This window comes from Desulfobacter curvatus DSM 3379, from assembly GCF_000373985.1.
In the GTDB taxonomy this organism is placed as follows: domain Bacteria; phylum Desulfobacterota; class Desulfobacteria; order Desulfobacterales; family Desulfobacteraceae; genus Desulfobacter; species Desulfobacter curvatus.
The window spans coordinates 33,626-56,232 of the sequence record NZ_KB893058.1 but is presented as its reverse complement, the minus strand read 5'-3'; the positions used below and the strand labels follow the sequence as shown (position 1 = coordinate 56,232).

The window sequence follows — 22,607 nt, the reverse complement described above, 5'->3', positions numbered from 1 at the left end:
ACTCCGATTAGTGTGAGACGGCAACCACGGACAGGTAATCGAAACAGTTTCAAGCCTGGAATGGGGGAGAACTATGCCCGGACGGAATGAAAATCTTCGGTACAGGCCATGGTTTGTGTAGGAAGAACTACCTTTCCGATGCCTTCTGAAAGAAGGAAAGGCGGAATTTTCCCAAAAAGGAGTGGGCGGAACAACTTCGGCCGACCTTTTATTATTTATGCGTCAGCACTGCTTGTATTAGAGGTGAATTTTTTTAGCATTAAAATTATGTTACATACTCAAATTCTGTACCAGTTACGTAATACTTTTAATGGGACGGGATAGACCGGTTAATTCATCCACGACGGAAAGCTCGCAACCCTCCTGGGCATACGCCTTGGAAATCCGCTTCAAGAATCCCTTGGGCAAAAGTAAAATACCTTTACCCAAGCCTGTTTTTTTTATATAAAAAAGTTTAAATGAACCATTTCCTTTGTTAAAGAATTTTATTCTCGAGGAGAAAAAATGCCTGTAATTGTCAAATATATTGTTGTCAGGGATGGAGATGAAAAGATGACATTCGCGACAAAAAAAGAAGCAGATGCCTATGACAAGATGTTAGATATTGCCGACAATTTATTTGATTTTCTTGAAAATTCTGATATCGTTCTTGATGAAACCCGCAAAGAAGAAATCTCCCTTTTGTTAGCTGAAAAACGCGATGAGGTGATGCCTATTTTAAGAGGCGTCTCTCCCAAAGCCCAAAGCGACCGGAAAAAGAGCACTTCCACTTCGGGTGCTGCCAAAACCCGGAAAAAGGCGGTTGCAAAGCAGACTGCATCCAAAAGGGCTGATACATCTGAAACCGCCACAGTTCCTGAAGCCAAGTCTGTTTCAAAATCTGCGACTAAAGTAACTACCCGCACAAAGGGGGCATCTTAAAAAAAGCGGTTCGGCGGAATATTTTTTCTAGAATTCAACAGGGGAACCGTTGATTCCGACACTTTAAGCGCTGTCTGCTTTGTTGAACCATGGGGTTTGGGAAAAGTGTTTGCTGCCTGATTTAAAGGGGGAATCCTTCAAACCCCGGCACCGGCTTTAGGCCAAAGGAAAATACCTATGCCGTCTTTTTTGTTTAGGCTGATGCGTGTGGCTGTGGTTCTACTGGTTGCTGCAGGTGTCGCATTATGGTTGTTTGTCGCCAGGGAAAAACCTCAAAAAAAGGAAATGGCACACATTCCACCGACGGTGTCATGCGTTCCTGCCGTGCCGGGTACCTCTGATATGACCGTTGAGGCCTTTGGAACGGTTACACCCCGAAATAGTGTAAAACTGGCCATGGAGATTGCGGGCCGGATTGATTATATCCACCCTGATTTTCGGGAAGGTGCGCCGATTCATAAAGGGGAAACCCTTTTGAAGATTGATCAGCGCACCCTTGTTCTGAATGAAAAAAGTGCCCGGGTCCAGGTGGATCAGGCCCGGGCTGATATTCGTCTGCTTGAACAGGAGACAATGAATTTAAAAGCAGATGCCGAAATTGCCCACTCTAATCTGAAACTGGCATCCAAGGAACTGGACCGCATCCGGGCGTTGGCTAAAAATCAGTTTGCATCCAAAACCAGTTTAGATAAGGTGGAACAGCAGTATTTGTCCGCGAAAAATCAGTTGCAGGCAATCACTAATGCCCAGGATCTTGTCCCCTCGCGCATGGCTTTGAAAAAATCGGTCTTGGCTTCGGCCCAGGCTGCACTCGCAACGGCTTGTTTGATGCTTGAGAAATCCGAAATTCGGGCTACCTTTGACGGATTTGTGATGACAAAACAGGTCGAGGCGGGGGAATATGTTAATCCGGGCCAGGTGCTTGGTGTTATATATGAAAAAGATGCCCTGGATGTTGATATCCGCATTCCCCTTGAAGAACTCCAATGGCTGGGCTCTGTTTTTGAAAACGGGGGACGGCCCCAAGTGCGCTTAACAATCGCTAATCTGGACGGTGGCCGCTCTCCGGTGTGGCCCGGCCATGTGGTCAGGATTAAAGCCGCTGTTGATGAAAAAACCAGGACCATGCCCATGACCGTTGAGATCGGCTCCCTTGAAGTCAAAGACCCGTTGTTGCTGCTCAGACCCGGTGTCTTTGTCAAATGTCGTGTTAAAGGGGAACAAAAGGAGGATGTGTTTAAAATCCCGCGAACACTTATGCGTTCCCCGGATACCCTGTATCTGGCCCTGGAAGACCATCTGGTGATTAAAAAGGTCAAGGTGATCCGGCGGTTCGAAGAAGACGTTTATATTACCGAGGGGCTGGCCCCGGGTGACCTGATCATTGAATCTCCCTTGCCCGGGGCTTTGGAAGGTATGCCCATCATCGTTAAAAAGGGCGCCGGTAACTAATGAAAGCCCTTGGCAAATGGTCTGTGGAGCACCGTGTTACGGTGAACCTGGTCATGGTGTTTCTCATCGTGGCCGGGATGTTCACAGCCATGAATATGAAGCGAGAGATGTTTCCACAGTTCTCTTTGGATATGATCAGTATTGCCGTGGATTATCCGGGGGCCTCCCCCGAGGATGTGGAAGAGGGCATCTGCATTAAAATTGAAGAGCAGCTCAAAAGCATTGAAAATATAAAAACCATGTATTCCACCTCAGTCGAAGGACATGCCGTGGTGACGCTTGAGCTTGATGCCGGTACGGACATCACCGACAAGCTCAACGAGGTGAGAACCGAGATTGATCTGATTGACTCTTTCCCCACCCAGGCCGAAGATCCAGTGATGGTGGAGATCAAAAATAATGAGCCTGCCATTTATGTGGCTGTTTACGGTGATGTGGCAGAACGAATCCTTAAGCAGACGGCCGACAAAATCAGGGATGACCTGGTGGGTTTTGATGAGATCTCCCTGGCAGAACTCATGGGTGTCCGGGAGTATGAGATCTCAGTGGAAATTTCCGAGGAAAATCTGCGCAAATTTTCCCTCTCCTTTGATGATGTGGCGCGTGCCGTGGGCACGGGAAGCCTTGAGTTGCCTGGCGGGCTGATCAAAACCCCCGGCGGAGAGTTTTTAGTCCGGGCCAAGGGAAAACGGTATACCGGTGCTGAATATGAACAGATCCCTTTGGTGACAAACGCTGACGGCACTGTGGTCCGGCTTGGAGATGTGGCCCGGGTGGTTGACGGATTTGAAGACCAGGACCTTCAATCCCGGTTCAACGGCCATCCGGCAGCCATGGTGGTGGTGAAGCGCACCACTTCCCAGGACACCATTGCCATTTCCAACCGGGTGCTTTCCTATATTGAAAATGCCAAAAAAGATTTGCCCCAGGGAATCCGTCTTGGGCACTGGTACAATATAGCGGATATGGTTCAGGACCGCATTGATCTTTTATTAAAAAACGGAATCCAGGGCATTATACTGGTGTTTGTTGTGCTGGCTCTGTTCCTGGATTTAGGCCTTGCATTCTGGGTGGCCTCGGGTATTCCCATTACCTTTATGGGGGCATTTCTTTTCCTGGAATACATAGGTGCGTCAGTAAATATGCTCTCCTTGTTCGGATTTATCATGACCCTGGGTATCCTGGTCGATGACGCCATTATTGTGGGGGAGAATGTATATACCCACTACGCTGCCGGCAAAACACCAAAGCAGGCTGTTATGGCGGCTATGGAGCAGGTGGGCGGGCCGGTGGTCATGGCCGTGGCCACGACCATTGTGGCGTTTGCCCCTTTAATGTTTATAACGGGCATCATGGGGAAGTTCATCGCTGTTATGCCCCAGTCCGTGATCTGCATCCTTTTCATATCCCTTTTGGAAGCCTTTTTTATTTTGCCGGCCCACCTGGAAGGAACCCTGTCCCACGGATCTGTAAGAAAAAACAGGTCAAAGATTTCCAAGGTGCTGTTTTTCTGGCTGCACTGGATTAAAAGGGAGATCGCCTATATTCACGGTGTTGTGAGAGTCCGGATGGAAAAAGGACTGAACCGCGTCATCTACACCTATTATCTTCCAACGCTGCGCTATTGTATTAAAAATAGATATTTTACCCTGGTGCTGGGCGTGGGATGCCTGGTTATAAGTTTGGGGTTGATTGCCGGCGGCCATGTGCCATACACTTTTTTTCCAAAAAGTGATTCCGACTGGATGCTCTCGGAAATTGTGTACCCCTTGGGCACCCCATTCAATACTACCCAGAAAACCATTACGCAGATCGAGGCCGGAGCCTTTAAACTCAACGATTATTTCAGGGACCGGGTTGATGATAAAAAAGATCTTGTTGTCAATACCTTCTCCCTGGTGGGAGTTATACCGCGTCGGGACTGGAAAGAGGGGGTGTCGGGCGGGCATTGCGGTATCGCCTGGATTGAGATCTTACCGTCTGCAAAGCGTCCGGATATCCTGGCTTCGGAGGTGGCAACCAAATGGCGGGAATTCACCGGTGATATTCTCGGGGCAGAGCAATCTACATTTAGCATTATCGGTGGCGGTCCCGGGGGAAACCCCATTGAGATCCGTCTGCACGGCAGTGAGCTTGCCCAAATGGAACTGGCAGCCCAGGCCCTTAAGGAGGAGATTGCATCCTATCCGGGCACCTTTGACATCACCGATGATTTCAGGCCCGGAAAGATGGAGAAACAGATCTATATCCGGCCGGGCGCAGAAGCGTTAGGCGTGACCATGGCTGACATCGCCACCCAGCTTCGCCAAGCTTATTACGGTGAAGAGGTCCTTAAAATCCAAAGGGGGAAAGATGATATCAAAGTTATGGTCCGGTATTCCAAGCAGGAACGGGAGACCGAATCCAGTATAGACCGGCTTCGCATCCGGACAAAAGATAACCGGGAAATCCCCTTGAATCAGGTGGCCCGCATTGAGACCGTGAGGGGATACGCCACAATTAAGCGTGTGGACAGACACAGGGTGATTACGGTGACGTCCGATCTTGATGAAGACATTGCCAATGCCCAGAATATTGTAAAGGACTTAACTATAAATTTTCTGCCTGACATGGCCAAACGCTTTCCCGGGGTTGACTATGACCTTGAAGGCCAGGCCAAGCGCAGTAAGGAGTCCATGGAAAGCCTGATGAAAGGGTTTATTGTGGCAGCCATGATAATTTTTTTACTTTTGGCCAGTCAGTTCCGCTCTTACACCCAGCCGGTAATTATCATGACCGCGATCCCTTTTGGTTTGATAGGAGCCATTGTCGGGCATTTTATAATGGGTCTGGATATCACCATGATATCGATTTTCGGTATCGTGGCACTGTCCGGTGTTGTGGTCAACGACTCCCTGATTCTCATTGATTTTATAAATATTGAAGTTGCTGAGGGGACTGGTGTGTTTGAGGCTGTGGTCAAGTCCGGTGAGACCCGGTTCCGCCCTGTGATTTTGACCTCCTTCACCACGGTGGCAGGCCTTGCCCCACTTTTAACGGAAACAAGTTTTCAGGCCAAATTTCTCATTCCCATGGCCGTAAGTATCAGCTTCGGTCTGGTTGCCGCCACGGTGCTGACTCTGGTTTTTGTACCGGCCCTGTATGTGGTGATCCGTGAATGGACCCTGTTTTTAACAGAGGGGCAAGATGGACGAATGGATGGGACATAATCGAAATTGGACAAAGATTTATGAATAATATGTTTGCCGAACAATTCTGGATGGATGCCTGGGTCAATGATACGGCAGGCAAAGATACCCTTGCCGTGCATAAAGGCTATTCAACCGCACAGTACTGGGACAATGCCTCGGTAACGTATAATACCAATAACGATGAGATTAAAAGCCGGCGTATGACCCGTGCCCTGGCAGCGCTTAAAGATAAGGGTCTGCTGTTTGAGGGTATGCGTGTTTTGGATATCGGCTGCGGTACCGGGATGATGGCGTTGGCCCTGGCACAGAAAGGGGCTTTGGTGACGGCCATGGATTTTTCCCCGGGCATGCTTGACAGGTTCAAAGCAAATATCCCCAAAGACTTGAACGACCGAATTACCCTTGTCCAAAAGGATTGGCATCAGCTGGATATTCGACAAACAGGCTGGGAAAAGGCCTTTGATCTGGTCGTGGCGTTTATGTCACCGGCCGTAGCCACCCCAGAGGCGTTTTCAAAAATGATCCAATGTGCGGCAAAGGGGTGTGCGATCAGGGGATGGGCGGCCCGGCGTCAGCCCGAAGTGTTTAAGGATTTGTGGGAAATGATTATGAACCGTCCTTTGGACGATAAACCCCAGAGTATTCTTTATAAGATTAATCTGCTGTTATCCATGGGGCTGTACCCAGACGTTTATTTTGATGTGGTGGACTGGGATCAACGCGTTTCTGTGGAAACCGAAGCCGAGAACCAGGTCTCTTTTTTTACAAAAGTAACCGGCAAAGCCGACAAGGATATCCGGCCCGTGATTCACTCATATCTGCAGCGCCGGGCCGGAAAAGGGCAGATCAGAAAAAAACAGAAGGGGTTGACCGCAACCGCTGTCTTTCTGGTTGATCCTTTGATTTAATCGCTTTCCCGGTGGGGGCATTCATCCATGGTTTGAATAAAGGCCTGGAATTTTTTAAAGGTGGACGTGTCCATGGCATGTTCCATGCGGCATGCAGTATCGTCAGCCTTTTGTTCTTCCACGCCGATAAAGCGGATCAGAAAATCTTTTAGCATGATATGGCGTTTTTCAATTTCTTTTGCTATTCTTTCACCTTTGGGTGTCAGGGTCACATAGCCGTAGGGTTCATAATTGATCAGTTCTTGGGCAGCCAGTTTTTTTAGCATACCGGTAACGGATCCGCGCTTGATGTCGAGCCGTTCGGCAATATCTTTTGACCGGGCAACCGTATTGGTTGTCTGAAGTTCAAGTATGGTTTCAAGATAGTCTTCCAGGCTTTCGGACAGGTCAAGTGATTTTGTCATTCATCTTCCTCCGGTTGAAATTTAGCATTTCTTATAATGAAGCGTCTTGATAAGTTTATCAATATATTTTTTGAAAGTTTTAAAAAAAATTAGGCATTGTCTTACATTTTGCAAGTCGAGTTTAAAGTGTTGTCACACCGTAAAATCTGGTTATATTATTGGGAACATGTTTATAAAGCCTTTACCCGTAAGCAATAACTTTTCATGATAATAGAGGTAAACCTATGAGTGATGATTCCAGACCCATTACGCCCGAGATTGTAACAGAGGAAGAAGAGGAGAAGGAAAACAAAGGCGGGCTGGTTACCCAGAACACCAAGCCTAAATTTTTGTATCTTGTCCCCATAACCGGACGTCCCCACCTGCCTGCACAGGTCCAGCCTTTAGTTGTCAGCAAGAAGCGCTGGGAAGAGACCTTGGCCAAGTCGGCCAAGGAGAATCAAGGCCTTTTAGGACTGTGCTATTTCAGTGAAGTCAAGGGAAAGTATGTATATAAAGAAGATTTCCCCGAAGTCGGATGCGTTGTGCGCATGCTCAATATCCAGGAAGTGGAGGGTAATCTGCAGTTCATTGCCCAGGGCCTTGAACGATTTAAAATTAAAAAGTTTTTGTCTGACAAACCGCCTTTTGTGGCGGAAGTGGAATATCCCCCTAAATCCGAGGACGATGAGGATAAGGTCAAGGCCTATGCCATCTCCATTATTTCAAATATCAAGCAGCTTTTATCCTTGAATCCGTTGTATTCGGAAGAACTCAAACAATACCTGAACCGTTTTTCACCGGACCAGCCTTCACCCCTGACCGATTTTGCGGCAGGCATTACCACGGCTTCCGGGGATGATCTGCAGGATATTCTTGAAACCGAATCCATTCTGGACCGGATGAAAAAGGTGATGATGCTTCTGCAAAAGGAGATTGAGATCGCCAAGCTGCAGACAAAGATCCAGAAGGACATTAACACCAAAGTAGATGACAATAAACGAAAGTTTTTTCTCAAAGAGCAGCTCAAGGCCATCCAGAAGGAACTTGGCATTCAAAAGGACGACAAAACGTCTGATGTGGACAAGTTCAAGGAGCGGTTTGCAGAACTTAACCCGCCGGAACATGTGGTCAAACGCTTTGACGAGGAAATTGAAAAACTGTCCGTGCTGGAAACCGGCTCTTCGGAATACGGGGTGACGCGTAACTATCTGGACTGGGTCACCTCTTTCCCCTGGGGAGTCTATTCCGAAGACAATATTGACATAGAGCGGGCAGAAAAGGTGCTTGACCGGGATCATGCAGGACTCTCCGATGTCAAGGAGCGGATCATCGAGTTTTTTGCCGCCGGTGTGTATAAAAAGGATATTTCAGGGTCCATTATTTTGTTTGTTGGACCGCCCGGCGTGGGGAAAACCTCAATCGGCAAGTCCATTGCCGAAGCCCTGGGCCGAAAGTTTTATCGGTTTTCATTGGGAGGGATGCGTGACGAGGCTGAGATCAAAGGGCATCGGCGCACCTATGTAGGGGCGTTGCCCGGCAAAATGGTCCAGGCGTTGAAAGACACGGCCGTAGCCAATCCGGTAATCATGCTTGATGAGGTGGATAAGATCGGCGCATCCTACCAGGGCGATCCGGCTTCAGCACTGCTGGAAGTGCTGGACCCCGAACAGAATTCAGCATTTTTGGATCACTATCTGGATCTTCGCATTGATCTGTCCAAAGTGCTGTTCATCTGTACGGCCAACACCCTGGACACCATCCCGCCCCCCTTGCTGGACCGTATGGACCGTATTAATTTAAGCGGGTATATCACTTCCGAGAAGCTGGAGATCGCAAGAAAGCATCTGTGGCCAAAGCTTTTGAAGCGAAATAATCTCAACGCGTCTACCATCACCATTACCGACCCCACCATCCGGCATCTTATTGAAGGCTATGCCCGGGAAGCCGGGGTCCGTAATCTTGAAAAGCTTTTGAACAAGATTATCCGCAAAAGCATTGTCAAAATTTTAAAGGAGAAAGAAGAGAAGATCCAGATCAACATCAAATCCCTGGAAGATTTGCTGGGACCGCCCATATTCACCCCTGAAAAGCAGATGACGGGGGTAGGTATTGTGACGGGGCTGGCCTGGACCGCCATGGGCGGTGCCACGTTGTCCATTGAGGCGGTAAAGGTGCATGAAAAAAATTCCGGATTCAAATTGACCGGAAAGCTTGGGGACGTGATGCAGGAATCGGCCTCCATAGCTCTTTCCCATGTGCGGTCCTCATCAAAAAGTTACGGTATCAGTGATGACTATTTTGATGAGGCCTTTATCCATATCCATGTGCCTGAAGGTGCTACGCCCAAGGATGGCCCTAGTGCCGGCATTACCATTGCCACAGCCATTGTGTCCCTGGCGTCGGGCCGCCAGATCAAAAAACCTTTGGCCATGACCGGGGAGCTTACCCTCACTGGCGATGTCCTGCCCGTGGGTGGAATTAAAGAAAAAATTATTGCCGCCCGGCGGGTGGGCATCAAGGAGATTATCCTGCCCCATGGGTGCAGCAGTGATTTTAAGAAACTGCCCGAACATATTAAAGAGGGCATTGAGTTTCATTTTGTCAAAAAATATAAAGATGTCTACAAGATAGTCTTTGGATAGTCTTTGTTCGACTTAATAAAAGTGCCGTTCCGAAATCCTTTTAAGGAATTGGGACGGCACTCTTTTTTTGATTTACTGTGGCAGGTTAAAGCAACGATCAATTATATGATTGCCCTGATTTTTTCCCACACCGGGCCCGGGATATGGGCCCCCATGACCTGGCACACCTCGTATCCGCACATAGACCCTAACGCACCGCTTTTTTCAATGGAAAGGCCGTTGGCAATGCCGTATAAAAAACCGGCTGCCCACAGATCTCCGGCACCTGTGGTGTCCATCGGTTCGTTGCCTTTTACCGGTTCAATACGAGTAACTGCATTTTCGTAAGAAATATAGCTGCCCCGGCTTCCCACTTTTAAAACGGCATATGCAACATCGGCAGACAGCTTTTCAATGGCGGCACTTTCATCTGATTCCCCTGTGTATGCCTTTGCCTCGTCTTCGTTGGCAATAAGGATATCCACATATTCCTTGACCAAATCCTGAAGAATATCTTTGGATGCATTGACCACCTCAAAACTTGCCAGATCCAGGGCGATCAAAGCCCCGGCCGATTTGGCTGCTTTAACCGCAGCCATCATCAGGTCGCGGTTAAACAGCAGGTATCCTTCCACCAGGGCAATGGCCGTGTCTGAAAACATCTGGCTGGTAACGCCGACAGGGTCCAGCAGGCTTGACGCACCAAGATCCGTGAACATGGAGCGCTGGGCATCCGGGGTTACAATGGATAATACTTTGCCGGTGGGGGTGTCAAAGGACGTCAGCATAGGTTCCACCCGGCATTCCCTGACCTCGTTTTCAAAGATATCCCCGTATTCATCTTTGCCCCGGGCCCCGATGAACCTGGCGGCACCGCCAAGTTTGCCTATTCCTAGGATGGTGTTGCAGGCCGCTCCTCCGGGTACAATCACCGGTACCTGGGACGAGGCTGAAATAATGGCCTGCTGTTCATCGGCCGTTACATAAGTCATTCCGCCTTTTTCTTTGCTGAGTTTTTGTAAGAATTCATCGGTTTCGTTGATAAGAACATCCACTAAAGCAGAGCCGATTCCGGTGATGGTATGAGAAGGCATAATATATCTCCAGTTTTATTTTAGTGTTTGAACGAAAAGTCACTCAATTGCGGCGTTGCAGAAAAATTTGCAATCCTCACAACCATGAGGTTGCTCCGGTTACAAATTTTTCTGCGCCTTGCATTTGAGCACCTTTTCGTCCAAACACGGGTTTTCGTTAAGCATTATACTACCAAATATTGTTTTAAAAATGATGGTTATCATCAAAAAGTCCGGCTCTCTTGTCAAGGGGTTTTGTTAAATTTATGCAAATATAAAGATATCTTGATATATTTTTATGAATCATTGACAAAGATGGAGATAAGTGTCATTAATATATCGATTTTTGCTTTTCCCGCATTGGGTTTGATAGCTTTGAAATTTCAATTTTGCAGCCGAAGCCGGAAAAATCTAAATATCAAAACGCATAAATAGTGGCCGAGCGAAAATTTACGGTTTTCGATCAGACACTAAATAAATCACCCCATATCAAGCGCAAGGAGCTATTATGTCAGAAAACAAATCTTTTCTGTTTACATCCGAATCCGTAACCGAAGGCCATCCTGACAAGGTGGCCGATGCTATCTCAGACAGTATTCTTGATGCCATTATGACCGAAGACAAAAAATGCCGTGTGGCCTGCGAGACACTTGTTACCACAGGGCTTGCCATGGTGGCCGGCGAAATTACAACCGACTGCTATGTGGATATACCCGAAGTGGTCAGAACCACTATCAGGGATATCGGCTACAACTCATCCAATATGGGCTTTGACTGGAAAACCTGTTCCGTGATTACCAGTATTGATCAGCAGAGCGCCGACATCGCCCAGGGGGTGAATGAAGGCGACGGGCTGTTCAAGGAACAAGGTGCCGGCGACCAGGGCCTGATGTTTGGTTATGCCACCAATGAGACTGAAGAGCTGATGCCCATGCCCATTATCTATGCCCATAAGCTGACCAAGCGGTTGACCCAGGTTCGTAAGAACGGGGCCCTTGACTTTCTGCGTCCTGACGGAAAATCACAAGTCAGTATCGAATATGTGGACGGCGTGCCCAAACGGGTCGATACGGTGGTTGTCTCCACCCAGCACTCTCCGGATATCTCATATGCGGATCTTAAAGCGGCCGTAATCAAGGACGTGATTAAAAAGGTGATCCCCGGGGAGATGATGGACGGTGACACCCGGTTTTTCATCAATCCCACCGGCCGTTTTGTTGTGGGCGGACCCATGGGAGACTGTGGTGTGACAGGGCGTAAAATTATCGTGGACACGTACGGTGGCCAGGGCAGCCACGGTGGCGGCTGTTTTTCCGGAAAGGATCCCTCCAAAGTTGACCGGTCTGCCTCTTATATGGGCCGTTATGTGGCCAAGAATCTGGTGGCGGCAGGGCTTGCCGATAAATGTGAAGTGCAGATCGCCTATGCCATCGGTGTGGCGGAACCTGTATCCATGATGGTGGATTTCATGGGAACCGGAAAGATTTCCGAAGCAAAAGCGAGTGAAATTGTCAAAGAGGTGTTTGACCTGCGGCCGGCAGGCATTATCACCGAATTGGACCTGCTGCGTCCCATTTACAGAAAAACATCTGCCTACGGGCATTTTGGACGTAAAGACCCTGATTTCTATTGGGAAAGAACCATTAAGGCCGACCAGATCAGATCCCTTGCAGGGTTATAATTTAAAAGAGAAGGAGTTTTTATGAGTCAGAAGGAAGATAACGAATGTATGAAATTGGACCTGTCTTTACCCTATAAGGTTAAGGATATCGGTCTGGCCGAAGACGGACACAAAGACATGCAGTTGTCTGAAAAGGAGATGCCCGGGCTGATGGCGATTCGGGAAAAATACGGCTCTGAAAAACCGCTTAAGGGCTTAAAAATCATGGGCAGCCTGCATATGACCATTCAGACGGCTATGCTCATTGATACCTTGTATGAACTGGGCGCTGATCTGCGCTGGGCGACGTGCAATATTTTTTCTACCCAGGACCATGCGGCCGCCGCTATTGCCGATAAGGGAACGGCTGCCGTCTTTGCATGGAAGGGCGAAACCCTTGAAGAATTCTGGTGGTGTACGGAACAGGCACTTACCTGGCCGGATGGGTCGGGGCCGGACCTGATCGTGGACGACGGCGGCGATGCTACGTTGTTTGTTCACCAGGGAGTTAAGGCTGAGAAAGATCCGTCTATATTTGATAATGAAGTGGGCAGTCTGGACGAGCGTTGCCTCATGGACCGGCTGAAGGTCAGTTATGAGCATGATAAACAGCGCTGGACAAATATTGCCAAAAAGATTCGTGGCGTATCCGAGGAAACCACCACCGGTGTTCATCGGTTATACCACCTTGCTTCTGCCGGGGAACTACTGTTTCCGGCCATCAATGTCAATGATTCAGTGACCAAATCCAAATTTGACAACCTCTATGGTTGCCGGGAATCTCTGGCCGATGGTATTAAGCGGGCGACGGACGTGATGCTCGCAGGCAAAACAGTGGTTGTGGCCGGATATGGTGATGTTGGTAAAGGGTGTGCCGATTCCATGAAAGGTTATGGCGCCATCGTACTTATCACCGAGATTGATCCTATCTGCGCACTTCAGGCCGCCATGGAGGGCTATGAGGTAGTCACCATGGACCAGGCAGCAACCCGGGGTGATATTTTTGTTACGGCCACGGGCAATTACCATGTCATCACCGGTGAGCATATTGCCCAGATGAAGGACGAGTCCATCATTTGCAACATTGGCCATTTTGACAGCGAGATCGAAATGAGCTTTCTGGATAACCATCCCAATGCCGAAAAGATTACGATCAAGCCCCAAGTGGACAAATGGATTTTGCCGTCAGGCCGTTCCGTCATTGTTCTGGCCGAAGGGCGTCTGGTTAATCTTGGCTGTGCCACGGGACATCCCAGTTTTGTTATGAGTAACAGTTTTTCAAATCAGACCCTGGCCCAGGTTAAACTGGCCCATGAAGATCTGGAGAAAAAAGTGTATACCCTGCCCAAGGAGCTGGATGAGGAAGTGGCGAGGCTGCACCTGAAAAATCTGTCAGTTACCCTGACAAAGCTGACCCAGGAGCAGGCTGATTATATTGGTGTGCCGGTTAATGGGCCGTTTAAACCGGACCATTACCGGTACTAGCAGATATTGGTTCGAAATACCGATTTGAAAATAATGTAAAAAAGGCGGTTCTTGCAAAGGGGCCGCCTTTTTGTGTGCTGAAACGGATCAATTGTTCCAGGTGTTCATGAAAATAAACTATGCTGAAACGTGTGATTCAAGAAAATGAATTGGAACTTTTACCTATATTATCAGTATATTATGCTTTTTGTGTTAATAAGATGGAGTATGTGAGTTCAAAAATTTGAACTTTTCCCCTGCCAGAAAGTGTTAAAAGAGACTGCATCTGCCGTGCAAAAATGGCCTGGAATGATTATTTATTATTAAAATAATCAATAAAAACAATATATTGATCTTTTTTGAAACGGGGGTTGAGTCGATTGGTACATCGCTTGCTTTATAGTATCTGTAATTAAGATAAAAAACGAATTCATCTTTTTCATCTTTTTTCCTTTTCCGAAGAAGGCTGCCGAAACCCGGCAGCCTTCTTTGGTTTTAGGAGGGCTTTCGACGCTCAAGCCCTTACAGTTAGTGTGGTGAGGGACCTAATTACAATTGCATATAAAGAAGGGATTTGCTGCTTTTTTTCCATAATTGATTACTTCGAATGAGCATTCCGACAACTTATACTCCTCGGAAGCACTATGGTTAAAACGGACCGTTTCACTTGTAAATTCAATTTGAAGCGGGATGGTTACCGCTACATTTTCAGAACAAAGGCTCTCTTTTTTAGACGGAGAATATCTTACCTCTCCACCTGCTTCGTTTCTTATTATTATGGCATTTTCGGTGGTGCTTAGCGCTGTCACTTCCCCTTGGTTATTAAACTGCAAAGAGTTGATATCTCCCATAATGCCTTCGGGATCATTATCATAGGCTGATATTTTCCCGATTTTTGTTTCAACCGTACACGGCTCCGCCGGTTCAACCGATTTAACAGAACCGTCTTCATAAAAGGAAATGCCGACGTGAATGCGCATTGTGCCCAAGGGTGTTTTGGTCTCAATCGTCTCCTGGGGCCAGAGAGTGATGCTTTTGATATTGCCGCTTTTATAAAATACGAGATTAATAATCTTGGCCTTAATTGTTCCGCAGGGGAGCTGCAACTCAAGATCCTTGGCCAGGGCGTACTCGTCTTTTTCTCCCCAGTAGCCGCTTAACTTGCCATTAAGGGGAAAAAGCTTTTTCAAAATTTCATCATTATAAAACATGACGAATTCTGCGGAAATTTTTCCATATTTTGTTTCAATGTCGGCCGCCTCTTGAAGCGGCGCTTTTTTTATATTTCCATTATCATAAAAGTAAACCGGTTTTAATACCCTTCTGCCATGATCATCTACTGAATATTGGGGAACAATGACCCCGACGGGTGTTTTAAGCTTAACTTGTTCAGTGAAAATCAGGGATGCGGGATTGCCGGATGCGTATTTTTCCAAGCTCTGATAGCCGGATATTTCGCCATATTTTGTCTTTAACGTTTCCACGTTTAACCTCTTTTTTTTTTATTTTTTGGGGGATCCCCAAAATACGTTCGAAAGATTCTTGCCATGGATGATCAGAACCCACACCCCATACCGGCCATGAGATTCTTTTTGGTGCAGGCCTTGACATCTCGCTGGATCATAAAGTCCCTGCTGTGTCCTTCGAAAACGGCTTCAGCAGCCTCTACGATTGTTCCGTCCAATTCCAGGATATCAATGTTCTTTTGGCTGAGTAAACGGCGAGGGCTGTCACCGAGGCCGGTGACCATTAATGCCCTGCAATCACTAAGCATATCGCTCAAGTCCTCCCAACGCTTGCTGCCGCCGCCGGGTTTGGGTGTCTTTCTGGATTCGACAAAATAAACGCCGCCATTATCTTTCTGGCCATAGATTAGTAATTCTTCGGCTTTCCCCAGGTGTTGATTGACCAGTCGGCCATCAAGACTGGCGATAGCCACGTAAGGGCGCTTTTCGCCATAAATTTCGGGCATCTGAGCGCATTCCTGCAGTTTGTCAATGATCTTCCGGCCATTGCTCTCGCCGAGAATTCCCACGGCATCAGCACGGCAGCGTTTGCAGTGATACATTTGGGGAATATGTTTTTCCGCCTTTTTTCGGATACCAACCACCAGTGACTTGGGCGGTTCTTCCAAGTGACCAAAGTTAGACCCCTTGTTCGGGTAGAAAGGGATGCAGTTGAGGACGTCTACTTTAAGTTCAGCCATTTTTTCAGCAATGGTTTCGATGTGGCTGTCATTGATTCCCGGTATAATGACGGTGTTGACTTTGGTGGTGATGTTTTTTTCTTTAAGCCGGGTGATTGCCTCAAGTTGTTTTTCCAGCAGAACCTCGAAGCCGGGTTTGGGGCCTAAAGTCCTTTTGCCGTGACGAACAAAGGAATATAGTTGTGACCCAATTTCAGAATCAACCGCATTTAAAGTGACAGTGACATGACTGACTCCCAGTTCTGCCAGGTCATCGATATGCGGGCCGATACCCAAACCGTTGGTGGCCAGGCAAAGAATCATCCCGGGGTATTTCTTTCGCACCAGTTGAAGCGTTTCCATGGTTTCATCGGGATTGGCAAACGGATCACCAGGACCTGCGATTCCAATAACTGAAATGTTTTTTACTTTTTCAAGTACATAATCAAGATAGATCATGGCCTGGCTCGGTTTCAGTACCGCACTGGTTACCCCGGGGCGACTTTCATTGACACAGTCATATTTCCGATCACAGTAATTGCATTGAATATTACAGCGTGGTGCAACGGGAAGGTGAACTCGTCCGTAGACACCTTTCATCTTGGCATTGAAACATGGGTGGTTGGATAGATCCATTTCTCTCTCCTGGGTATTAAAATGTAAAAATTACCGACAGACAACACATCATGCCTGGAAGTAATCATTGTATTGAACGGGACATCGAAATCAGAAAGGATCTCATGAAAACGTCTGTTATCCACCAGGACATTATCCTATGGGAAAAACTGATTTTCATTGCCTCGCCATTCTGCTTTTAGGGCACGGTATTTTCCGTATCCCTCACAGCATCATGAAGTCTGTCAACCTATCTTCAGTTGATAATTAAGATTAACGCAATAAGAATGCCAGGGAATAAAGAAAGTGAAAAAGGTGATAAACACCGCCGGAAATACAGGGGAAAAAGATTTGATTTAGTGGGGCACTTGGAGAAAGAGTGCTGTCAGTTCTATTTGCATACAATATTGTAGATAATGCACTGACAATTTTGTTGATAAATAAGATATCGTCGCTTGAAGTGGTATTTTGAATAGAAATTCGTTTTTAACAATATTGTTTTAGGGCTCGGAAAAAATTAATGCCATGTATTTCGCACCGAATTTTTTTCGAGTCCCTAAATTTTGTTAAGAGCGATTATAATGATCAGGCATCTAGCATAACGCTGGTTGCTTTAATTACAACAGTCACTTCTTTTCCTGCTGCAATTCCTAATTTTTCCACTGAGTTGGTTGTGATGGCAGATGCAATCTCTACGCCTGGTGCAATCTCAATGGTGGCCTCAGCCATTACCTGGCCTTTTTTAACGTCCTTGACAGTTCCCTTAATAAGATTTCTTGCGCTCAAAGCCATAATAAAGTTCTCCTATTTAAATATTATTATTAACACCTTACTTTTGCATAATTCAGTGAATCTGAATATATGACAGTAGTAAGTTCCTTTTTATGTGTTGTGAGTATTATATGAGACCGGAATAAACCTTTTTGATTATTACATTTTTGAAGAATAAATTAATTCTCTTTAAAAGTCAATCGGGAATGGCCTAAATATTCTTGGGAGCGCACCGATCGAACAAAAGTTTAGGGTTTGGTGTTGACTCTTTCAAAAAATGTATGATATCGATGTCCAAATTTGTACTTTTTAAGCTACATTTAGAATTTGTAAACGACATTGTGGCGTGGGTAGGTGCCGCAAATTTTTTTATTAAACCATGAGGAGAAAAAGTCCTTGTCCCTAAGATTTGTTATTGTAGCCGGTCCGCCATCCTCTGGGAAAACATCCGTGATGATGCAGGTTATCCGTCATCTGCAGCAGGACGGCCTTCAGGTTGCGGCGTGCAAGATTGATTGTCTTGAAACTTCGGATGACGCACGTTACCGCAGTCTGGGCATACCGGTTTGTGTTGGGCTGAGCGACTATATTTGTCCAGATCATTTTTATGTGGCCAATTTGGAAGAGGTGTGGGATTGGGCGGAAAATCAAAACACTGATGTGCTGATTCTTGAAACCGCGGGGTTGTGCCACCGATGTGCCCCCGCGCTCCAAGGGTGTTTGACCGTATGTGTAGTGGATAATCTGGTGGGGCTTGATACGCCTAAAAAGATTGGCCCGATGCTGAGCACGGCGGATATGATTGTGATAACCAAAGGCGACGTTGTTTCCCAGGCGGAACGGGAGGTATTCAGCCACCAGGTCGAGTGTGTGAATGATAAAGCCGGAATTATCCATATCAACGGCCTGAACGGCCAGGGATCCCTGGGTTTAAAAAGGGAAATATTGAAAATGGCCCCGCTTCAGGGCATTACCGGCGCACAGCTGAAATACCCCATGCCGGCTGCCATATGTTCCTATTGCGCCGGAGAGACCATTGTCGGCAGCGCCTACCAGATGGGTAATCTCAAAAAAATTGATTTCGGTGGGAACCAATGAAGCTGCGGAAAATAAGTGTCCTGGGGGGGCAGGATAAGGATTCAAATCCCGAAAACATCCGGCGTGTAGATATCCGGCCCGGAGAGGTCGTTGCCGTTGTCGGACCTACCGGATCAGGGAAAACCCAGTTGATATCCGATATTGAACAATATACGGACGGGCAGCCTCCTGCAAGACGCACTATCCTGATAAACGACCTTGAGCCGGGCAGCGATGCGCCAAATAAAAATTTAAGGCACCTGATGGCAGAGGTTTCCCAGAAAATGAACTTTGTAATTGATTCATCGGTGGAAGCGTTTTTGCGCAAGCATGCCAGGGTGCGCGGCATTGAGGATATTGAACAAATTGTTACTGCTGTGTTTGAGTTGACCAATGAACTGGCCGGCGAGCCCATATCCTTGACGGACAATCTGACCCTGTTAAGCGGCGGGCAGGCCCGGGCACTGATGGTGGCGGATGTGGCGCTCATCAGCAATGCGCCGGTAGTGCTGATCGATGAAATCGAAAATGCCGGTATCGACAGGCTCAAGGCTCTTAAAATTCTGAAAGGGCAGGGTAAAATTGTACTGGTTGTGACCCATGATTTGACACTGACCTTGATGGCTGATCGCAGAATCGTCATGAAAAACGGAGGCATGTGCAAACTTCACCGGTTAACCCGGGAAGAGATGAGGATTGCCAACGAGTTAATCGCCATTGAAGCGGATATTTCCAAGTTGCGTGATTTGGTCAGAAGCGGTGATTCCATTGAACAATCAAAAAACAATAAGGAGAAAAGGGTCCTATGGCAAGAATTTTGCTCCACTGCCCACTTAACATCAGCCGGTCTTTAGTTCAGATGATGGAAGAATTTTGCCGGGAATTCACAGAGAAGCACAACATTGAGGTGACCATCGAAACCCAGCCCCATCGTCCTTCGGAAAAAAGTCTGTTTGAGGCCTGTGTGGAAAAAGATGAGATGCCCGATTTAACGGTGGGACATGTCGATGATTTTGCCGATTTGCCTCCGGGTTTCCTGGCCGAGCATTTCAAATCCATTCCCGGCCGTTTTCCCATAAGAAAAGAACTTGCCGATATGGGGTGGACGGATAACAATGGCTATTTTCATCCGTTCGTGGTCATCCCTTTTGCCATTTTTTACAACCAAAACATCCTTAAGGGAAACGATATCCCACGGTTGTGGGAGGACTTGCTTGATGAGCGGTGGGCGGGCAAAATTCTTATGCCCGATGAATTCCGCATTGTATCTCTTGTTGTAAAGGCGTTCATGAAAGCGGATTTCCCCGAAGTTTTCGATGGGGCGAATACAAACTTCGTTCATCTGGGAACTCCTATGGAAGTCATCACTGCAGTAGACGAGGGCCGGTACCCCATCGGTATCACCAATATTGCCTTTGCACGCATTTCCAAACAGAAAAATACCCGTATCATTTGGCCGGCAGATGGCCTTTTTTGCATGCCCCAGGTCATGGTTTGGGGACGTAAAGCCCCGGAGCCGCTGTTTGAAATCGGAGATTTTCTCATGTCCCCGAAGGTTCAGAACTACCTTTCCCTTCAAAGTTTTGTGCCGGCAGCACCGGATATCCCCATGCATGAACTTGTAACGGACAACCAATGCAATCTGCGCTGGAAAGGATGGGGCTCTTTTCTATCGGCATTAAAGGGAAGGCGGGCAGCAGTTTGACCTCCGGCTTGGTTTAAATTTTATGAAAGGAAAAATGGGCATGCAGACACATGGGTTTTCACAGTTGGCACCCGTATATCCCTTGATCGCCCAGCAGATCGTGGATGACTATGGCATTACGGAAGGTATCTGTCTTGATATTGGTACAGGTCCCGGTTATGTGGGCATTGAGCTTGCCAAAATCACCGGGCTGGAAATGTATTTTATAGATGAAAAACAGGATGCTTTGGACCAAGCAAAGAAAAACGTTTCAGAGTGTGGTTTGGACAATAATGGCCATTTTACAAAGGCCGATGTATGCGATCTGCCCTTTGAAGATGGTTTTGCCGATCTCATCGTCAGCCGCGGTTCCCTGTGGTTCTGGGGCGATCAGGTCAAAGGGCTGCAACAGATTCATCGGGTCTTAAAGCCTGGTGGTATAGCTTTTGTCGGAGGTGGGTTGGGCCGGTATTGCCCGCCATCCATGCGCAAACGCCTGAAGGGAAAAGGGCGTAAAAAATTGGAAAAACAGGGAAAAGGCAATTTCCTGAATGGTGCCGGTCTGAAAGCGTTGTTGGAAAAAACGGGATTGGATGGGTGCCGGGCTATATCAGATTTAGAGGGAGAAGAAGAAACCTGGATTGAATTTCGAAAATAGCTGGTTCTGATTTGGAGAGATGATGAAGAAAATATTGATTGTTACTTGTATCTGTTTTGCTTTGTTTATACCGGAAATAGCCGTATCCGGAGAAACCTCGGCCCATGAAAATGATTCCAAAATTGAAGACATGGTTGTCACGGCAACGATGACGGAAAGAATAATAAAGGACGCGCCGGGGTCGGTGGAGGTGATCACGGAACAGGAGATCTTTGAAATGGGTGCGGACACCGTTGCCCAAGCCCTTGAAGAGGCAACAGGACTTTTTATGACCACGGAAACCGGGCGTATGATGCGGCCCAGTATTCGTGGGACGGGCAACAAACACACCCTGGTGTTGATAGACGGGCGGCGGATGACGCCCGGATTCAAGGATCTGACGGGACTTGAGCAGATTCCCGTGGATATGATCGACCATATAGAGGTGGTTCGCGGCCCTGCATCGGCGCTTTACGGCAGTGATGCCATCGGCGGGGTGGTTAACATCATCACGAAGAAACCCTCAAAAATTTTAACCCTGGGCGCAACGGCCAAATATGGCCGGGATACATATGGCGATGGAGAAGAATCTGTCGGCAGTGCATATGTGGGGAACTCAATGGGGCGGTTCGGGTTCCTGCTGGCCGGAAGTTATCGGGATAAGAACGGGTACGATATGGACGGTGTTACCCCGGATGACGGTGATGACATTGATATGAACTCTGCCGCCGGCCGGTTTTCATATCAACTCAATGGAGGCCACGAGCTTCTGGCAGGCTTCGAGGCGGTTGATCGAAATTTCAACGGGTTGAGAGACCTTCAGAATCTTGACCGGGAACGGGATACAGACGACCACAGGTTGAACTGTTTCCTGGAATATGACGGGAAAATAACCCCTGAATCCTCCCTGATGCTGCGTGCAAATCATTCCTGGCATGAAAATGAGATTACGGTTGATCCGCCGACTTCTGAAATTGCCGGAAGCATTGGAGACGAATCCAATGCAGAACGGACGCTGGACCAGCTGGAGGGCCGGTTTACCTCTCGGATTTTCGAAAAACATGTGCTGACCATGGGCACGGAATATATAAAGGAAAGACGGGAGGATGATGATGCGCTTGACGATTATGTGGAAACCTACAGCATCTATGCCCAGGATGAGTACCAGATTTTTGATCCGCTTTACATGGCATTGAGTGCCCGCTGGGACCATTACTCTGATTTCGGATCGGAATTGACGCCCAGACTTTCCATGACTTATGCCATTCTGGATAACTTGAGATTAAAAGGAGCATGGGGCATGGGATTCAGGGCCCCGGGGTTTCTTGAGCTGTATATCCCTACATATGTGAAACAGGGAAAGGAAATCTACGAGCCCAATGCCGGTCTTGATCCTGAATCATCGCAGAGTTATGAAATCGGGATCCAGGGTGAGTACAAAAAATTCCAGGCCGCCGTCACTTGGTTTAAAACCGATATCGAGGACATGATCGAACCTGTTTTCTACACCTCAACCGGCTCCGGAAAAAAGAAAAAAGACTATTACCAATACCAAAATATCGCTGAAGCCTCCATATGGGGCGTTGAGTTCGAATGCAGCCTTAAGTTGCCGGCGGGATTTACTTTATCCGGCAATCTGGCCTATCTGGATACCGAAGACAAAACCACCGGTGAAGAGTTGGAAGGCCGGCCGGATTACAAGGGTTCTGTCAAACTTGCCTATGCATACCAGCCTTGGGGGATTCGTGCCAATGTCCGTGTGACCCATGTCGGTGAACGTTACTATGCAGATGAAGATGCGGACAGCATGACCATAGTCGATGCGTATGTGTCCAAGGATATAACAGACCGTTTTCAAATTTTTGCCGGGGTGGATAATCTTTTTAACTCCGGAAAAGACAATTATGAGGCACCGGAGTTCTTTTATTGCGGGATTAGATTCAGCTACTAAAAAAGGAAACC

At 47.5% G+C, this 22,607-nt stretch carries 17 protein-coding genes; 12 read left to right on the top strand and 5 right to left on the bottom strand.

Translation table 11 applies throughout. The features are described 5' to 3' along the window. Positions 1-504: 504 nt before the first annotated feature. From B147_RS0113135 to B147_RS0113120, 4 genes are all read left to right on the top strand, one after another. Positions 505-921 carry a YebG family protein gene (locus B147_RS0113135; RefSeq protein ID WP_020587663.1) on the top strand — a complete coding sequence of 139 codons (417 nt, stop codon included), beginning with the start codon at positions 505-507 and terminating at the stop codon, positions 919-921. 177 nt (positions 922-1,098) lie between these two features. After that, the gene (locus B147_RS0113130; RefSeq protein ID WP_020587662.1) at positions 1,099-2,373 is read left to right on the top strand and encodes an efflux RND transporter periplasmic adaptor subunit; all 1,275 of its coding nucleotides are present in this window, start codon (positions 1,099-1,101) and stop codon (positions 2,371-2,373) included. Beyond that, complete coding sequence (locus tag B147_RS0113125) at positions 2,373-5,582, top strand: efflux RND transporter permease subunit (protein WP_020587661.1); 3,210 nt, start codon at positions 2,373-2,375, stop codon at positions 5,580-5,582. The genes B147_RS0113130 and B147_RS0113125 overlap by 1 nt, the downstream gene beginning before the upstream one ends. 20 nt (positions 5,583-5,602) lie before the next feature. Next, the gene (locus B147_RS0113120; RefSeq protein ID WP_020587660.1) at positions 5,603-6,472 is read left to right on the top strand and encodes a class I SAM-dependent methyltransferase; all 870 of its coding nucleotides are present in this window, start codon (positions 5,603-5,605) and stop codon (positions 6,470-6,472) included. On the opposite strand, the gene B147_RS0113115 is transcribed toward B147_RS0113120, so the two are convergent. Beyond that, positions 6,469-6,876: a metal-dependent transcriptional regulator gene (locus B147_RS0113115; protein WP_020587659.1), complete on the bottom strand. Its 408-nt coding sequence runs from the start codon at positions 6,874-6,876 to the stop codon at positions 6,469-6,471. The genes B147_RS0113120 and B147_RS0113115 overlap by 4 nt on opposite strands. 224 nt (positions 6,877-7,100) lie before the next feature. Here B147_RS0113115 and lon point away from each other — a divergent pair, with 224 nt between their 5' ends. Then, entirely contained in the window at positions 7,101-9,500 is a 2,400-nt protein-coding gene (gene lon / locus B147_RS0113110; protein ID WP_020587658.1) for an endopeptidase La, read from the top strand. 101 nt (positions 9,501-9,601) lie between these two features. Here lon and B147_RS0113105 read toward each other — a convergent pair whose 3' ends face one another. Next, entirely contained in the window at positions 9,602-10,573 is a 972-nt protein-coding gene (locus B147_RS0113105; protein ID WP_020587657.1) for an adenosine kinase, read from the bottom strand. A gap of 487 nt (positions 10,574-11,060) precedes the next feature. Here B147_RS0113105 and metK point away from each other — a divergent pair, with 487 nt between their 5' ends. Both metK and ahcY read left to right on the top strand, forming a co-directional pair. Further along, positions 11,061-12,233: a methionine adenosyltransferase gene (gene metK, locus B147_RS0113095; RefSeq protein WP_020587655.1), complete on the top strand. Its 1,173-nt coding sequence runs from the start codon at positions 11,061-11,063 to the stop codon at positions 12,231-12,233. 21 nt (positions 12,234-12,254) lie between these two features. After that, the gene (gene ahcY, locus B147_RS0113090) at positions 12,255-13,697 is read left to right on the top strand and encodes an adenosylhomocysteinase (protein ID WP_020587654.1); all 1,443 of its coding nucleotides are present in this window, start codon (positions 12,255-12,257) and stop codon (positions 13,695-13,697) included. A 524-nt stretch (positions 13,698-14,221) separates the two neighbouring features. Here the strand turns inward: ahcY and B147_RS0113085 are convergent. The 3 genes from B147_RS0113085 to B147_RS0113075 form a co-directional block, all read right to left on the bottom strand. Next, positions 14,222-15,160 carry a hypothetical protein gene (locus tag B147_RS0113085; protein WP_020587653.1) on the bottom strand — a complete coding sequence of 313 codons (939 nt, stop codon included), beginning with the start codon at positions 15,158-15,160 and terminating at the stop codon, positions 14,222-14,224. Between the two features lie 71 nt (positions 15,161-15,231). Beyond that, positions 15,232-16,497 carry a radical SAM protein gene (locus B147_RS28320; protein ID WP_020587652.1) on the bottom strand — a complete coding sequence of 422 codons (1,266 nt, stop codon included), beginning with the start codon at positions 16,495-16,497 and terminating at the stop codon, positions 15,232-15,234. A 564-nt stretch (positions 16,498-17,061) separates the two neighbouring features. Then, positions 17,062-17,268: a TOBE domain-containing protein gene (locus B147_RS0113075; RefSeq protein WP_020587651.1), complete on the bottom strand. Its 207-nt coding sequence runs from the start codon at positions 17,266-17,268 to the stop codon at positions 17,062-17,064. Positions 17,269-17,643: 375 nt separating this feature from the next. On the opposite strand from B147_RS0113075, the gene B147_RS0113070 reads away from it, so the two are divergent. From B147_RS0113070 to B147_RS0113050, 5 genes are read left to right on the top strand one after another with little or no spacing between them, the layout of a single operon-like run. Then, the gene (locus B147_RS0113070) at positions 17,644-18,345 is read left to right on the top strand and encodes a GTP-binding protein (protein WP_026259641.1); all 702 of its coding nucleotides are present in this window, start codon (positions 17,644-17,646) and stop codon (positions 18,343-18,345) included. Continuing rightward, positions 18,342-19,178 (top strand): ATP-binding cassette domain-containing protein, encoded by an 837-nt coding sequence (locus B147_RS0113065; protein ID WP_020587649.1) that lies wholly within the window; start codon positions 18,342-18,344, stop codon positions 19,176-19,178. The genes B147_RS0113070 and B147_RS0113065 overlap by 4 nt, the downstream gene beginning before the upstream one ends. Then, on the top strand, positions 19,130-20,029 hold the full coding sequence (locus B147_RS0113060) for an ABC transporter substrate-binding protein (protein WP_020587648.1): 900 nt from the start codon (positions 19,130-19,132) through the stop codon (positions 20,027-20,029). Before B147_RS0113065 ends, B147_RS0113060 begins: the two co-directional genes overlap by 49 nt. A 40-nt stretch (positions 20,030-20,069) precedes the next feature. Continuing rightward, positions 20,070-20,666 carry a class I SAM-dependent methyltransferase gene (locus B147_RS0113055; RefSeq protein WP_020587647.1) on the top strand — a complete coding sequence of 199 codons (597 nt, stop codon included), beginning with the start codon at positions 20,070-20,072 and terminating at the stop codon, positions 20,664-20,666. A 19-nt stretch (positions 20,667-20,685) separates the two neighbouring features. After that, on the top strand, positions 20,686-22,596 hold the full coding sequence (locus B147_RS0113050) for a TonB-dependent receptor plug domain-containing protein (protein ID WP_211216942.1): 1,911 nt from the start codon (positions 20,686-20,688) through the stop codon (positions 22,594-22,596). Positions 22,597-22,607: the final 11 nt, after the last annotated feature.